Annotated in this window: 11 protein-coding genes; 3 read left to right on the forward strand and 8 right to left on the reverse strand. The window is 65.3% G+C overall.

From position 1 onward, the window contains the following. Positions 1–444 precede the first annotated feature (444 nt). Positions 445–1,545 carry an AAA family ATPase gene (locus AC3DET_RS01165; protein ID WP_488390465.1) on the reverse strand — a complete coding sequence of 367 codons (1,101 nt, stop codon included), beginning with the start codon at positions 1,543–1,545 and terminating at the stop codon, positions 445–447. A gap of 386 nt (positions 1,546–1,931) precedes the next feature. On the opposite strand from AC3DET_RS01165, the gene AC3DET_RS01170 reads away from it, so the two are divergent. After that, entirely contained in the window at positions 1,932–2,804 is an 873-nt protein-coding gene (locus AC3DET_RS01170; protein ID WP_488390466.1) for a type II toxin-antitoxin system RelE/ParE family toxin, read from the forward strand. Positions 2,805–3,108: 304 nt separating this feature from the next. Here the strand turns inward: AC3DET_RS01170 and AC3DET_RS01175 are convergent, their stop codons facing one another. The 6 genes from AC3DET_RS01175 to AC3DET_RS01200 form a co-directional block, all read right to left on the reverse strand. Continuing rightward, complete coding sequence (locus AC3DET_RS01175) at positions 3,109–3,399, reverse strand: HigA family addiction module antitoxin (RefSeq protein ID WP_488390467.1); 291 nt, start codon at positions 3,397–3,399, stop codon at positions 3,109–3,111. A 23-nt stretch (positions 3,400–3,422) separates the two neighbouring features. Continuing rightward, complete coding sequence (locus AC3DET_RS01180; protein ID WP_446537981.1) at positions 3,423–3,704, reverse strand: type II toxin-antitoxin system RelE/ParE family toxin; 282 nt, start codon at positions 3,702–3,704, stop codon at positions 3,423–3,425. A gap of 348 nt (positions 3,705–4,052) precedes the next feature. After that, entirely contained in the window at positions 4,053–4,646 is a 594-nt protein-coding gene (locus tag AC3DET_RS01185) for a hypothetical protein (RefSeq protein WP_488390468.1), read from the reverse strand. A gap of 118 nt (positions 4,647–4,764) precedes the next feature. Then, positions 4,765–8,364, reverse strand: coding sequence for a methylmalonyl-CoA mutase family protein (locus AC3DET_RS01190; protein WP_488390469.1), 3,600 nt, complete (start codon positions 8,362–8,364; stop codon positions 4,765–4,767). A 121-nt stretch (positions 8,365–8,485) separates the two neighbouring features. Then, positions 8,486–9,415, reverse strand: a complete 930-nt coding sequence (locus tag AC3DET_RS01195) for an alpha/beta hydrolase (protein WP_337729971.1) — start codon at positions 9,413–9,415, stop codon at positions 8,486–8,488. 19 nt (positions 9,416–9,434) lie between these two features. Then, positions 9,435–10,058 (reverse strand): TetR/AcrR family transcriptional regulator, encoded by a 624-nt coding sequence (locus AC3DET_RS01200; RefSeq protein WP_337729972.1) that lies wholly within the window; start codon positions 10,056–10,058, stop codon positions 9,435–9,437. A 221-nt stretch (positions 10,059–10,279) separates the two neighbouring features. On the opposite strand from AC3DET_RS01200, the gene AC3DET_RS01205 reads away from it, so the two are divergent. Together AC3DET_RS01205 and AC3DET_RS01210 are read left to right on the forward strand one after the other, a co-directional pair. Next, complete coding sequence (locus AC3DET_RS01205; protein ID WP_192200966.1) at positions 10,280–11,380, forward strand: Glu/Leu/Phe/Val dehydrogenase; 1,101 nt, start codon at positions 10,280–10,282, stop codon at positions 11,378–11,380. Positions 11,381–11,430: 50 nt separating this feature from the next. Continuing rightward, positions 11,431–12,603, forward strand: coding sequence for an isovaleryl-CoA dehydrogenase (locus tag AC3DET_RS01210; RefSeq protein ID WP_337729973.1), 1,173 nt, complete (start codon positions 11,431–11,433; stop codon positions 12,601–12,603). A 78-nt stretch (positions 12,604–12,681) separates the two neighbouring features. On the opposite strand, the gene AC3DET_RS01215 is transcribed toward AC3DET_RS01210, so the two are convergent. Next, positions 12,682–13,470 (reverse strand): DUF2189 domain-containing protein, encoded by a 789-nt coding sequence (locus tag AC3DET_RS01215; protein ID WP_337729974.1) that lies wholly within the window; start codon positions 13,468–13,470, stop codon positions 12,682–12,684. Positions 13,471–13,474 lie beyond the last annotated feature (4 nt).

Consider the following 13,474-nt stretch of genomic DNA (forward strand, 5'->3'; position numbering starts at 1 on the left):
CTCGTTGAGGCAGCATTTCACTTCGTATATCCGAACGCGCCATGGAGGCCAACTCCAGAACTTTACTCTTCGGATCCGCGAGTTCCTCAGGACGCTCGGGAAACCTTCTAAGCTTGACGCCAAGAAATTCCGCGAATCCCTCATGGTCTGCAAGCAACCATGACTCAATCTCAGTTTGGACAACTCTGAAAAACAACTGCGGTGGCAATGCCGCACCTGCCGTCCAGTCCTCAATGAGGACAAGTGGGCATTGAGCTCGATCCAGATCGGTAAGTAACAGGACCGGCTGGTGACGAGCCATTTCAGCAAACTTGCCCAAGCTGGCCTTCAAGTATCCGAAGCCGCCTTTCCGCAATCTCATGGAGACCTGCGCTCCAACATGCTCAACCAAACGTCCGGCGACCGCCTCCGACGGCTCGTCTTCCGTTGCAACAGCGATCCAAGTCATTCCCAGAGTCCGAGTTGCTCACTATTGGCGGGATGGGTCTTAGGCAACAACACCTCAGCCACAGAGAGCCCAGATCTCAAAGCAATTGCCTCATGACTATCTGCTGGCCTTATCTTGGTCCCCTCCGCAACTGGTTCAAGGAGAAGAACCCCTCGCCCATCGATGCCCTTGTTGCTTAGCAAGGCCTCACTATGAGTACTAACGAGCACCTGCCTGACGCCCTTCTTTCTATCCCTATCCACTTGATGCAAAAGTCGAGGAATCTCTTTCACGATCGCGTCATTGAGTGAAAGTTCCGGCTCCTCAAGCAAGAGCATGGAATCACCCTCCTGCAGCACCCACAGCAGCCCCAAGAGCCTAAGCGTTCCATCTGAGAAGTGCTCTTCGCGTTGCCAGCCCGCATTGGGCCGATAGTGCGAATAGAGGGCCTCTAAGTGAGGGCGCCCAGTAACCTCATCCTTCACAAATCGAAGATCCTTGAATTGCGGAACCGCGAGCGAAAGAGCTCGACCAATCTTCCTGAGTCGTGCATCTCTCGTCTTTTGTGAGGACTTAGCGACCCGTTCAAGGAACCCCTGACCGAACGGATCATCTTCAAGCCGCTGACCGCCGATTCTGTCACCGTACTTCAGAAGCTGAGGAACCAAATGAAGGTAAGTGATCTCGGAAAAGAAGTTGGCGAGATCTCGAAACTTCGCGTTCGATTGAATCTGCTCTAAGGAAGTCTGGGTGAGACGAACAGAATCAGCTTCGTCGGCCTTATCCGGTCTCGACAGAATTCGTCGCCCGTTGTGCCAGACCTCTTCCGTTGAAATTAGGGTGCGCTGGGCCCCCTTTCCTTCTGGCTTGAAGCCAAGGACGTAAACCCAAATCGCCCCTTCTCCATCTACACCAGACGAAACTTCGACTTCAACTCTTACTTCAGGATCCTTTCGAGCATGCAAACAGCGTAACTTCTGAATTCCGCCTCTATCAGAAACGGCCTTCTGCAATCCGCCACCCTGCGGTTTACTAACGTCCCTAAGAAATCGAAATACATCCAGAAAATTCGACTTTCCGGAAGCATTGGCGCCAAGCAGATACGTGCGCTCCCTCATCGGAACATCCACTTCCCGAAAGTTCCGCCAGTTCTTCAATCTAAGGTGCGTTACGATCACATCGCCTCCAGCAACAATCGGCTCAGACGCAAGAAATGCTCAGCATTCATCTCAGACTATGTTGAGCCAACACAAGCACCCATTCAACTCCATTTGGCCCCGCGCCCTCTTCCGAGGTCGAATCAAAGATGCCGGAAGCAGTACATACACCACCCTGAGCTCTCGTACTGGCAGTTTCGTATCCACAAGTTTGGATGGTCTGCCCAAGCTTTAATTTCTTGTTGCGCACACTGGCGATGGCAAAATCGAGACGCCCCAAGTAGTGTTGCGTCCACGTTCCCCGCTCTTCCCCACATGAAGTCCCCCACCCCCGCCCACGCCCCAACATGAGCGACGCGCCGAGCCGCACGCACGCGGCGTTGCACCCGCTGGACAGGGAAGACCTCTACATCAAACGGCACGAACGCAGCATTGCTTCGCTGGTGAGCTTGCTGGTGCACGTCCTGTTCCTGGCCGCCCTGCTGCACTCCTCCAAGATCACCCTGTCCCAGCCCGAGAGCAGCAGCTCCGGCGGTGCACGCGTGAAGGTCGACTTCCTGGGCGACCCCACCGACGCCACCCCCAACCCGCCCGTCCCCCCGACCGGCACCCAGAACCCCAGCGAACGCCCCAAACCCCTCAAGCCCCTCGTCACCACCCGCGTCACCTCCCCGGTGGACGCCACCCGCGTGACCGAAGCCGAGAACCCCGTCGCCCCCGACGAAGCCCAACCCCAGCCCCCCGCCAGCCAACAGGCCATCGACCCACCCCAGGACCGCCCCCCGTCCAGCCCACCCGCCTGGCGCCGCTCCGCCCGCTGGGGCCAGCCCCCCGGCATGCTGGCCCAGGAAACCGCCCCCGAGAACTACGGCCCGACGATCGGCACCGGCCAGCGCCAGGGCAACCAGCAGGGCAACGCCGCCACCCCCAGCATGGAAGTGGACGGCCACCAGATCTACTACGACCTGCGCAACGAACTGAAAGTCGCCGAATGGCAGGCCCAGGGCATGAAGGAAGTCTCCTTCCCCCTGCCCGGCCGCCGCGAACTGATGGTCTGCGCCCTGGAGATCGTCGCCACCCGCGGCTCCGGCGGTTGCCGCCTGATGCAACCCAACGACCCCGACCTGGCCACCATCGGCGACGCCCGCGACGTGGTCAACGTGATGCGCATCTACCGCCGCGGCGAACTTATCTGGCGCGGACCGGGGGCGTACCGCTAGTGCTTTTCCTTCTCCCCGCCTGCGGGGAGAAGGTGCCCGGAGGGCGGATGAGGGGCCGGGCGCGGCAACGAACCGGGTGCCGACACGTCCGCCTCTCCGCTCGCCCCTCACCCACCTTCGGCACCCACCCCGGCCGGGCGCAGCACGCCCGGCGTTCTGATGACCTGCGCGGCATGCCGCGCAAGCAGGTCATCCTGACCCCCGCTGCGCAGGGAGATGGAGACTTCGGTGGGACGGCCCAAAGAAAAACCCGCCGAAGCGGGTTTTCTCGTAGCCGGTTGAGCGGCGCCATGCGCCGCATGCATCACGCCGCGATCCGCTGGATCCGTGTGACCGCCTTTCCAAGCACGCGATGCGCCTCTTCCAGATCGTAGTCCGCCTGCAGACCCAACCAGAAGCGCTCACTGGTACCCAGCGTGGCGGCCAGCCTGACCGCCGTGTCGGCCGTGACGCCCCGCTTCCCGAGCACGATCTCGTTGATACGGCGCGGCGGCACGTCCGCAGCGCGCGCCAGCGCGTTCTGGCTGATGCCCATCGGCAACAGGAACTCTTCCAGCAGCACTTCACCAGGATGGATATTGGGCAAGGTCTTCATGGAAGAACTCCTCTGATGACAGTTCAGTGGTAATCGACGATTTCCACATCGTGCGCGTCGCCATCCTTCCACCGGAAGCAGACACGCCATTGGTCGTTGATCCGGATGCTGTGCTGGCCCTTGCGGTCGCCCTTAAGCGCCTCCAACCGGTTCGCCGGCGGAATGCGCAGATCGTCCAGCGTGGCCGCGTTGTTCAGCATGCGAAGCTTGCGGCGAGCCACGGCTTGCATGCCGGCCGGCAGACGCCGCGAGGGCGTGCCATTCCAGACTTTCTCGGCTTCCTTGTCGGCGAAGTCCCGGATCACAGGGCCACCATAACGCCGGCCGTCATAGGACGCAACCCGTCGTGCGCATCTACCGCCACGGCGAAACTGATCTGGCGCGGGCCGGGGACGTACTAGTAAGCGCGCAAGCCGCCGCTGTTCCCTTCTCCCTGCACAGCGGGGAGAAGGTGCCCAACGGGCGGATGAGGGGCCGGGCGCGGTAGCGAACCGGGTGCTGACACGTCCGCCTCTCCGCTCGCCCCTCACCCGCCTTCGGCACCCTCTCCCCGCTGTGCAGGGAGAGGGACTCTTCGAAGCATCCCGTGCAGGGAGGCATCCGATGCCGGGCTTATCAACCCGGTCTACGAAGCTGCATCGTTCGGCTGCGGATCAGTTGAGCCGCGCACCCGGCTCCGGCGCCACCACCGTCGCGCGACCGGGATCCATCGCATCGATGGTGGCAAGCCGCTGCTTGAGCTCGTCTTCCGACAGCGCACCCTCACGGTGCAGCCACTTGAAACGACCGCGATGCTGTTCCGGCGATTCGCTCTCGGGCATGAAATCGAACTCGCGGCGCAGGTAACCGGCGCGACGCGAGGCGATCTCGTCGAGGATCCGCTGGCCGTCTGCATCGTCGATGACCAGCAGGTTGCCGGACTCGGTGGGAATGATCGTGTAGCGCGTCGAGAAGAAGTGGTAGGCGCCGTAGCAGGCCAGGCCCACCCACAGCCAGACGGAAATCTTCAGGCCCTGGTCGCCGGTCAGGCTGATGCCCGTGAACACCCCGCCGAGCAGGATCCACAGCAGGCCTACGTTGCGCAGCCACTGGTTGCGCTCGACCAGCGTCTGCCGGTCGCGGCTGATGCCCGCATACCCTACCGAGAACGAACGGCTGCCCGAGCTGTCCTGCAGCTGATAGTCCAGCTCGTCGTCGCCAAAGACGTAACGCACCCGGTTGGAGTGCTTCTTCTGTGCAATTTCCATGGCCCCGCCCCTGTCAGTGTCCCCGTGGGCCGGACTATAAGCGACGGGAAGTGACACGTCAGCCCCGCGCCGCGCCCAAAGAAAAACCCCGCTGATGCGGGGTTTTTCGTGGAGCGGATTACATGTTCCGTCGGTACTCGCCACCCACGTCATACAGCGCGTGACTGATCTGGCCCAGGCTGTGCGTCTTCACCGCTTCCACCAGCGCCTCGAACACATTGCGGCGCTCGCGCGCGGTGCGCTGCAGGTAGGCCAGGCCGTGGCCGTCGTGCACCTCGGGCGCGGCGTGTTCTTCCATCGCCGCGGCGTGGCTGTGGTCGGTCTCGCCTTCCGGCGCCAGCGCGTTGCGCGAGGTCTGCCAGGCGCGCACGTTGGCGATCTGCTGGGCCTTCTCTTCTTCCGTCGAACGGATCAGCTCGATCTCGGTGGCGATCTCGCCGCCGTGCTCGCGCGGCAGGAAGGTGTTCACGCCCACCAGCGGCAGGCTGCCGTCGTGCTTCTTGTGCTCGTAGTACAGCGATTCTTCCTGGATCTTGCCGCGCTGGTACATGGTGTCCATGGCGCCGAGCACGCCACCGCGCTCGCTGATGGCCTCGAACTCCTTGTAGACCGCCTCTTCCACGATGTCCGTCAGCTCATCGACGACGAAACTGCCCTGCCAGGGGTTCTCGTTGAAGTTCAGCCCCAGCTCCTTGTTGATGATCATCTGGATGGCCACCGCGCGGCGCACGCTCTCTTCCGTCGGCGTGGTGATCGCCTCGTCATAGGCATTCGTGTGCAGGCTGTTGCAGTTGTCGAACAGCGCGTACAACGCCTGCAGCGTGGTGCGGATGTCGTTGAACTGGATCTCCTGCGCGTGCAGCGACCGGCCGGAGGTCTGGATGTGGTACTTCATCATCTGGCTGCGCTCGTTGGCGCCGTAGCGCTCGCGCATCGCGCGGGCCCAGATGCGGCGGGCAACACGGCCGATGACGGTGTACTCCGGGTCCATGCCGTTGCTGAAGAAGAACGACAGGTTGGGCGCGAAGTCGTCGATCTTCATGCCGCGCGCCAGGTAGTACTCCACGATGGTGAAGCCGTTGGACAGGGTGAAGGCGAGCTGGCTGATCGGGTTCGCCCCGGCCTCGGCGATGTGGTACCCGCTGATGCTCACCGAGTAGAAATTGCGCACCGCGTTGTCGACGAAGTACTGCTGGATGTCGCCCATCATGCGCAGAGCGAACTCGGTGCTGAAGATGCAGGTGTTCTGCGCCTGGTCTTCCTTGAGGATGTCGGCCTGCACGGTGCCGCGCACGGTGGCCAGCGTCTGGGCCTTGATGCGGGCGTAGGTGTCTTCGTCCACCAGCTGGTTGCCGGTGATGCCCAGCAGGCCCAGGCCAAGCCCGTTGTTGGTCGGCGGCAGCTCGCCGTGGTACTGCGGACGCACGCGGCCTTCGAAGAACGCCTCGATCTTCTGCTGCGCCTCGGCCCAGCGCGCGTCGTCGGCCTTCAGGTACTTCTCCACCTGCTGGTCGATGGCGGTGTTCATGAACATCGCCAGGATGATGGGCGCCGGGCCGTTGATGGTCATCGACACCGACGTGGTGGGCGCGCACAGGTCGAAGCCGGAGTACAGCTTCTTCATGTCGTCCAGCGTGGGGATGTTGACGCCGGAGTTGCCGATCTTGCCGTAGATGTCCGGGCGCGGCGCCGGGTCCTCACCGTACAGCGTGACGCTGTCGAAGGCGGTGGACAGGCGCGCGGCCGGCTGGCCGACGCTCAGATAGTGGAAGCGGCGGTTGGTGCGCTCCGGCGTGCCCTCACCGGCGAACATGCGGATGGGATCCTCGCCGGTGCGGCGGTACGGGTACACGCCACCGGTGTAGGGATAGCTGCCGGGCAGGTTTTCCTTCTGCAGGAAGGTCAGCTGCTCGCCCCAGCCGCGGTACTTGGGCGGCGCAATCTTCGGGATCTGCTGGTGACTGAGCGAGGTGGTGTAGTTGTCGATGCGGATGGTCTTGCCGCGCACTTCGTATTCGTTGACCGGATCGGTCACCGCCTTGTGGCGTGCGGGCCATTCGCGCAGCAGCTTCAAGGCTTCGGACGACAGCGACTGGATGGCGTCGTTGTAGCGCTGGCGCAGGGTCAGCAGGGAGCGGTCCGCTGCAGGAGGGGCTTCAGCCCCGACCGGATGGCCTGCGGAGGTCGGGGCTGAAGCCCCTCCTACAAGAGCGTCGGTGGCATACAGCTCCAGCGCCTTCGGCAACGCCGGATCGTCCAGATCCTTCAGCGCATTCCAGTAGTGCTGCGCGCGGCTGGCGGTTTCGGCTTCGGTCTCGATGCGGCGGTTGATGCCGCGGCCCTGTTCGGCGATCTCGGCCAAGTAGCGCACGCGAGCGCCGGGGATCAGCACGGTGGCGCGCGGCTCTTTCAGCGTGGTGTCGATGTCCGGCGTCCACTTCTCCGCCGGCAGCTGCAGCTTGTCGCGCAGCAGGCGGCACAGGTTGGCGAACATCCAGCTGACGCCGGGGTCGTTGAACTGGCTGGCGATGGTGGGATACACCGGCACGTCGGCGTCCGGGGTCTGGAACGCCACGCGGTTGCGCTTCCACTGCTTGCGCACGTCGCGCAGGGCGTCCTCGGCGCCGCGCTTGTCGTACTTGTTCAGCACGATCAGCTCGGCGAAGTCGATCATGTCGATCTTCTCCAACTGGCTGGCCGCGCCGTAGTCGCTGGTCATCACGTACATGGGGAAGTCGACCAGGTCGACGATCTCCGAATCGCTCTGGCCGATGCCGGCGGTTTCCACGATGACCAGGTCGAAGCCGAGCGACTTCAGGAACGCGATGCAGTCCTTCAGCACCGCATTGGTGGCCACGTGTTGGCGGCGGGTGGCCATGGAGCGCATGTAGATGCGCTCGCTGCGCAGCGCGTTCATGCGGATGCGGTCGCCGAGCAGCGCGCCACCGGTGCGGCGGCGGGTGGGATCGACCGAGATCACCGCGATGTGCATCTGCGGGAAGCACGACAGGAAGCGGTTCATCAGCTCGTCGGTGACCGACGATTTGCCGGCGCCGCCGGTGCCGGTGATGCCGATGACGGGCGTGGCGCGGGCGGGGAACGGCGCATGCGGGCCCTTGGCCCATTGCGCGCGCAGCTTCTCCAGTTCGGATTCGGACAGCACACCATCCTCGATGGTGCTGAGCATGCGGCCGATGCCGGCTTCGTCGGTGAGCGCGGGCGCGACCGCGGCGTTCCATTCGCGCTGGCCGTTGACCGGGTGGCGCGCGTCCTCGGCGCGCTTGACCACGTCCTGGATCATCTCCACCAGGCCCATCTTCATGCCGTCGTTGGGGTGGTAGATGCGCTCCACGCCGTAGGCCTGCAGTTCGGCGATCTCCTCCGGCGTGATGGTGCCGCCGCCGCCGCCGAACACGCGCACGTGGCCGGCACCGCGCTCCTTCAGCATGTCGACCATGTACTTGAAGTACTCGACGTGGCCGCCCTGGTAGCTGGACAGCGCGATGCCGTCGGCGTCTTCCTGCAAGGCCGCGCGCACCACGTCTTCCACGCTGCGGTTGTGGCCCAGGTGGACCACTTCCGCGCCCTCGCCCTGGATCAGCCGCCGCATGATGTTGATGGCGGCGTCGTGCCCGTCGAACAGGCTGGCGGCGGTCACGAAGCGCAGCGGCGTGGCATCGGCCTGGGCTGCGGGAAACTGGCTGGCGGGTGTGCTCACGCGTGCTCACTTACAGGTGCGGACAGACGCGGGATTGTAGCCGTTCGCGTGTCACGACCTCACCAATTGCACACCAGTGGACACGGCACGCACACCCTACGGTGGCGTGCGGTGGCGCGTGTCAGCACAGCCCGAACGGCAGCTCGCGCGTGGAGACCACGCGCTGGCCGACGGATTCGCCACGCAGGAAGCGCAATGCGGCGTCGAGTGTCTCCGGCGCGATGGTCACCCGGTGGTGGCCCAGCCCGGTGGTGCTGAGCAGCGTGGCCTGCGGCCAGTAGCGCGCATAGCGTTCGCCTTCGCACCACGGCACGTCGGTGTCTTCCAGGTCGTGCACGATCAGGCCCGGGCGCGCGATGCGCGGGGCGGTGGCATGGGCGTGCAGTTCGCGCACGTCGTGGGCGGTCAGTTCCTGGTACTCGTCGAACAGGCGCCGGCTGAGGAACTGCGCCAGCCCCACCATGCCGCCGAAACGGCGCGCGGCATCGAAGGGATCGGCGGCGGGCGCCAGCAGGATCACGCGTTCGGCCTGCATTCCGCGCGCCATCGCGATCGCCGCTGCCGCGCCGCCGAGCGAATGCCCCACGACCGCCGCCAGTGGCCCGGTGTGTCCGGCCACCCGCGCCGCCGCCTCGGCGAACATCGGCAGGGTCGCGCGCCGGCCACTGCTGCGGCCATGTGCCGGCTGGTCGAACGCGACCACCGCGTAGCCGGCGCGGCGCAGCGGCTCCACCCACGGCAGGAAGCGCAGGCCGAAGCTGGACCAGCCGTGCACCAGCAACACGGTGGGTTCGCGCTGCGGGTCACCCCAGGTGTACGTGGCCAGACGTTCGCGGCCGAAGGCCAGTTCGCCGATACGTGCACCGCCGGTCTCGCTCTGGCGGGCACGGGTGCGGGCACCGGGCATCGGCGTGCAGAACAGCTGGAAGGCCCGGGCCAGCGTGCTGCGCGGAGCCAGCCAGCTGCCTACCGCGAAGCGGGCGCTCAGCAGCGACAGTGCCCATGGTTTGCGAACGATCGTGCTATTTCGTGGGGCAGAGACAGCAGCCATGACGGCACCTCGGCAGGAATCAGGCGGTGGGGGGAGACGGCGCGGGGGCGCCGTAGGACGCCAGCAGGCGGTCCAGGGAACGACGGGCGAGCAACGGAGCTTGTTCGGCGTCGTAGAGCCGGGCGTCATGCAGGCCCTGCGCGACAGCGAACAGTTCGAATGCCAGTAGGACCGGATCGGTCTTCGGCGACAATTCGCCGGTATCGATGCACATGCCGATCGCCTTGACCAGTTGCTGGCGCAGCTGCAGCAGCCAGTCGACGATGCGGTCGCGCAGCAGGCCCGGGCGGGCGTCGTACTCATGGGCGGCGGCCAGGATCACGCAGCCATCGGGGTTGTCGCAGACCCAGCGGAACCAGTTCTCCATGATCGCGCGCAGGCGCGGCAGGCCGCGTGGCAGGCCCACCGCCGGCACGATCACGGCACGCGCGTAGCGCTCGGCAGTCCACTCCAGCACGGTCAGCTGCAGGTCCTCGCGCGACCCGAAATGCGCGAACACGCCGCTCTTCGACATGCCGGCGGCGGTGGCCAGTTCGCCGATGGACAGGCCTTCCAGCCCGTTCCGGGCCGCGATGTCGTAGGCCCGCGCGACGATCATCTCGCGGGTGGCATTGCCTTTGTGGGTGGCGGCCTGGGGCGTCATGACAACAGGAATAGCACGGTCGTTCGATTCTCACAATAGGCCGACGTCACGCTCCGCCGCCGGTCCCTTGTCATATCGCCCGCGGCCGATTGGATTAAACTGGCCGCCAGCGACGACCACGGCCGTGTTCCGGAAACGTCGCTTTTTTCTTTTCTGACAACCCGTTAGCCACGCTGAAGGCAAGCCCGCGCCGGTCCCCACCCGCGCACCGGAGCCCACCCATGATCTTCGAAACCCTTGATACCTCCGGCCACGAACAGGTCGTCTTCTGCCACAACCCGGATGCCGGGCTGAAGGCCATCATCGCCATCCACAGCACCGTGCTGGGTCCGGCGCTGGGCGGTGTGCGCATGCGGCCCTACGCCGACAGTGCGCTGGCGCTCAACGACGCGCTGCGCCTGAGCCGCACGATGACCTACAAGAACGCACTGGCCGGCCTCAACGTGGGCGGCGGCAAGGCGGTACTCATCGGCGACAGCAGCAAGGACAAGACCGAAGTCCTGTTCCGCAGCTTCGGGCGTTACGTCGATTCGCTGGGCGGCCGCTACATCACCGCCGAGGACGTGGGGACCGATGTCAACGACATGGAGAACGTCTACCGCGAGACCGAATACGTGGTGGGCGTGCACCAGGTGCATGGCGGCTCCGGCGACCCGGCCCCGTTCACCGCCTACGGTGCGCTGCAGGGCCTGATGGCCACGCTGAACCGCAAGTTCGGCAACGAGGAGATCGGCAAGTACAGCTTCGCCGTGCAAGGCCTGGGCCACATCGGCATGGAGTACGTGAAGCTGCTGAAGGAACGCGGCGCCAAGCTGTTCGTCACCGACCTCAATCCGGCGCTGGTCGAACACGCGGTTGAAGAGTACGGCGCGGAAGCGGTGAAGCCGGACGAGATCTACGACCTGCCGGTGGACGTGTTCAGCCCGTGCGCGCTGGAGTACGCCATCAACGAACAGACCCTGCCCCGCCTGAAGGCGAAGGTGATCTGCGGCACGGCGAACAACCAGATGTCGCACGTGACCGGCGTGGAAGCGGCCAAGCGCGGCATCCTGTACGCGCCCGATTACGCGGTGAACGCGGGCGGCGTGATGAACGTGTCGCTGGAAATCGACGGTTACAACCGCGAGCGCGCGATGCGCATGATGCGGACGATCTACCACACCGTCGGCAAGATCTTCGACCTGTCAGAGAAGGAAGGCATCGCGCCGCAGTATGCGGCCGACCGCATCGCCGAGGCCCGCATGACGGCCATCGGCAAGCTCAAGCTGCCGCTGGGCCGCACCGCGCCACGCTTCATGGGGCACCTGCGCGGCGAGCATTGAGGTAAGTTGCAGATACAACCTGGATGGGCCGCAATAGGAGGGAGGACCGAATGCGACCGGATACCGTCAGCGGATTTCCGCTGGGCGAAGAATTGGACGCGCTGCGCGAGGCCGTGCAGCGGTTCGCGCAGACCGAGATCGCGCCGCGCGCGGCGCAGATCGACCACGACAACGCATTCCCGCAGGACCTGTGGCCCAAGCTGGGCGAACTGGGCCTGCTGGGCATCACCGTGGATCCCGAATTCGGCGGCAGCGGCATGGGCTACCTGGCCCATCTGGTCGCGATGGAGGAGATCTCGCGCGCGTCCGGTTCGGTCGGCCTGAGCTATGGCGCGCACTCCAACCTGTGCGTGTCCAACCTCTACCTCAACGGCAACGCCGCCCAGCGCGCGAAGTACCTGCCGAAGCTGTGCAGCGGCGAGTGGAAGGGCGCGCTGGCGATGAGCGAGCCGGGGGCGGGTTCGGACGTGGTCGGCTCGATGAGCTGCCGTGCCGAACTCCGTGACGGCGTCTGGGTGGCCAACGGCAACAAGATGTGGATCACCAACGGACCGGAAGCCGATGTGCTGCTGGTCTACATGCGCACCGCCGGCAAGGATGCGGGCAGCAAGTGCATGACGGCCTTCATCGTCGAGCGCGGCATGAAGGGCTTCTCCACCGCGCAGAAGCTGGACAAGCTGGGCATGCGCGGCAGCAACACCTGCGAACTGGTGTTCGAGAACTGCGAGATTCCCGCCGGGAACGTGCTGGGCGAGGTGAACCAGGGCGTGCGCGTCTTGATGAGCGGCCTCAACACCGAACGCCTGGTGCTGAGCGGCGGTCCGATCGGCCTGATGCAGGCGGCGCTCGACATCACCCTGCCCTACGTGCGCGAGCGCAAGCAGTTCGACGCAGCCATCGGCACCTTCGGCCTGATGCAGGGCAAGCTGGCCGACATGTACACCGCACTGCAGTCGAGCCGCGCATTCGCCTATCAGGTGGCGCGCGGTTTCGACGAAGGCCAGGGATCGCGTGCCGCGGCCGCAGGCTGCCTGCTGCACGCCTCGGAAGCCGCCGTGCAGGTGACGCTGGAAGCCATCCAGGCGCTGGGCGGCAACGGCTACATCAACGAGTACCCTGCGGGCCGCCTGCTGCGCGACGCCAAGCTCTACGCCATCGGCGCCGGCACCAACGAAATCCGCCGCATGTTGATAGGCCGGGAATTGTTCGACGGTCGGGGATGATCTGGAGGTCGTCGTAGGGCGGGCCCCGGCCCGCTGTCCCGTACGTGCGTCCATCGCGAAGGCGGGCTCAAGCCCGCCCTACGCCAGGCCTGCCTCCTCCAGGACAGGCCACGAAGACGCATCCAGCGTCTCCCGATAGGCATGCCAGCTGGCATACGCAAGCCATGGCATCAGCAGACCCAGCCCCAGCAGCGCCGTGGCGAAGCCAACCGCCGTCAGCGCCACCAGCAGCAGGCCCCACACCAGCATCACGCGCTTGTTGCGCATCACCGCATGCACGCTGGAAACGGCCGCCGTCACCATGTCCACGTCGCGGTCGGCGATCATCGGCAACGAGAAGGCGGTAACGGCGAAGGTGAGCGTGGCGAACACCGCGCCGACAGCGGACCCCAGCGCAAGGAATTCCCAGAACGCGGTCGGGTCACTGCCGTCGAACGGGAAGAACGCGCTGACCATCATCCCGGCGCGCGACCACAGCAGGATGATCACGCCCTGCCCCAGCGCGAACACGCCCGCCTGGCCCAGCACCCGCCGCGCGAGCACGAACGAATCGCGCAGGCGCGGCGTGCGGCCCTGTTCCAGCGCGCGGCTCACGCAGTACAGGCCCACGCAGAGCAATGGTGCGACGAACACGAATCCGGACAGCAGCGTCGCCAGGAGCGCGAACCGGCCCAGCACGAACGCCAGCCAAGAAATGCCGGCGCTCACCAGCACGATCACCCCGCCGAACAACAACGACAGGGCGGGCGCGCGGCGCATGTCGCGCCAGCCGGCGCGCAGCCAGCGCCACGGCGCCCCATGGTCGAGCACCGCGCACGGCACGATGAAGGCGCGCGCGGCCGGCTCCGTCGTGGGTCCGTCTGACATGTCT

The sequence above is a fragment of the Pseudoxanthomonas sp. 97-1-1 genome (genome assembly GCF_057773125.1).

Bases quoted from the DNA above. Each gene is read 5' to 3' on its own strand.
- AC3DET_RS01200 (WP_337729972.1), bottom strand. From the start codon at position 10,058: ATGACGCCCCAGGCCGCCACCCACAAAGGCAATGCCACCCGCGAGATG.
- AC3DET_RS01205 (WP_192200966.1), top strand. From the start codon at position 10,280: ATGATCTTCGAAACCCTTGATACCTCCGGCCACGAACAGGTCGTCTTC.
- AC3DET_RS01175 (WP_488390467.1), bottom strand. From the start codon at position 3,399: ATGAAGACCTTGCCCAATATCCATCCTGGTGAAGTGCTGCTGGAAGAG.
- AC3DET_RS01165 (WP_488390465.1), bottom strand. From the start codon at position 1,545: ATGAGGGAGCGCACGTATCTGCTTGGCGCCAATGCTTCCGGAAAGTCG.
- AC3DET_RS01195 (WP_337729971.1), bottom strand. From the start codon at position 9,415: ATGGCTGCTGTCTCTGCCCCACGAAATAGCACGATCGTTCGCAAACCA.
- AC3DET_RS01215 (WP_337729974.1), bottom strand. From the start codon at position 13,470: ATGTCAGACGGACCCACGACGGAGCCGGCCGCGCGCGCCTTCATCGTG.
- AC3DET_RS01170 (WP_488390466.1), top strand. From the start codon at position 1,932: ATGAGCGACGCGCCGAGCCGCACGCACGCGGCGTTGCACCCGCTGGAC.
- AC3DET_RS01210 (WP_337729973.1), top strand. From the start codon at position 11,431: ATGCGACCGGATACCGTCAGCGGATTTCCGCTGGGCGAAGAATTGGAC.
- AC3DET_RS01185 (WP_488390468.1), bottom strand. From the start codon at position 4,646: ATGGAAATTGCACAGAAGAAGCACTCCAACCGGGTGCGTTACGTCTTT.